3 protein-coding genes are annotated in these 1,315 nt (G+C 66.8%); all 3 read left to right on the forward strand.

Features of this window, described 5'->3' with window-relative positions; all coding sequences use genetic code 11:
- Positions 1 to 248 precede the first annotated feature (248 nt).
- Positions 249 to 461 (forward strand): glyoxalase, encoded by a 213-nt coding sequence (locus tag AC1DWT_RS51385; RefSeq protein ID WP_206015606.1) that lies wholly within the window; start codon positions 249 to 251, stop codon positions 459 to 461.
- A 62-nt stretch (positions 462 to 523) separates the two neighbouring features.
- Positions 524 to 991: a hypothetical protein gene (locus AC1DWT_RS51390; RefSeq protein WP_477926289.1), complete on the forward strand. Its 468-nt coding sequence runs from the start codon at positions 524 to 526 to the stop codon at positions 989 to 991.
- 176 nt (positions 992 to 1,167) lie between these two features.
- A partial coding sequence (locus tag AC1DWT_RS51395; RefSeq protein WP_477926290.1) for a transposase occupies positions 1,168 to 1,315 on the forward strand: 148 nt, incomplete at its 3' end.

Raw genomic sequence — 1,315 nt, forward strand, 5'->3', positions numbered from 1 at the left:
CCCTCTCGACCGCGACAACGACATGCAGCAGCAACGTCAGCACGACCGCCAGCGGGACCAGCGGCAGGACCGGCGCGCCGACACCACCATCCTCGACCAGATCCTCCTCGACGGCGCGGCCAGCAGCAGCACCCAGCTGTAGCGCGGCCGCCTGACCAGGGGCCTGCGGCGATCAACCGCTTTCCCACAAGGCCTGACTGGCTCGCATCCGACGTCACCCGTTTTTCGAACCCGGCGAGAAGACCATCATGAGCACGACCGACACCCGCACGACCGAGACGGCCGGCACCACCGCCGCCACCACATTCAGTAGTACCGCCGACCTGACCAGTGCGCTGATTCGCGCGGCGATCGCGCACGGCGAACACGAGAAGCGCACCGGGGCAGAGGATCCGAACTGGCCCGACTGGTACGCCGCCTACATGGTCGCCGAACAGGCCGGAGCAGAGCTGCCCGCCTAACTGTCCTCGAAATCAACCACCGATTTGCCCCTCACCCTGCCCTGCTCTCCAAGGAGAACGCCATGTCCACGATCCACCTGCACCAGACCACCACCGCCACCCCGGAACAATTCCTCGACGCGCTCACCGACTTCGGGCCCGGCCGCGAGACGCTGTTCGGTAACAGCGCCGACGACTACCTGCAGGTGCACGAACTCGGCACCACCCAGGCCGATGTCACCGAAGGCTCCGGCGGGGCCTGGGAACGCCTGCACTACGATTGGACCGACCCCCACCGCATCGTCATGACGACCACCGACTCCAACCTGTGGGGCGGAAAGTCCGGCCACACCTACACCCTCACCCCGATGCCCGATGGGACCACCGACGTCGACGCCGTCGTGGTCCGCGACGGCAAGAACCTCAAAGGACGAGCGCTCGGGGCCCTGCTCGGCGTCTTCGGCACCCGAGTCCTGGGAAAGCCGTTCGACAACACCGTCAAGGCCATCGAAGCCCGCAACCACAGCCCCAAGACGGCGAASAACACCTGAACCCSRCRGYCGCGCCGTCGRGCACCGCAACYGAGGTGCTCGACGGCGCCACCGTGTCCGGCAGATCCGCCGAGCGAAGGCGAGCCGGTGATGTCCGTGTCGGGCGGACCTGAGGTTCCCCCCGGAAAGTGGACACCGACTTGGCGGGACACCGGTCCCGCTGGAAGGATGTCCGTATGCCCCCTCGCAAGCGTCGGTCGTTCACGACCGAGTACAAGGTCGAGGCTGCCCACCGGGTGATCGACTCCGGTCGCACCATCGCAGAGGTCGCCCGAGAACTCGGCCTCAACGAGAGTCTGTTGGGTGAATGGGTCAAACTCGAGC

It is taken from the genome of Rhodococcus sp. P4_B6 (genome assembly GCF_056402215.1).

Bases quoted from the DNA above. Each gene is read 5' to 3' on its own strand.
- AC1DWT_RS51385 (WP_206015606.1), top strand. From the start codon at position 249: ATGAGCACGACCGACACCCGCACGACCGAGACGGCCGGCACCACCGCC.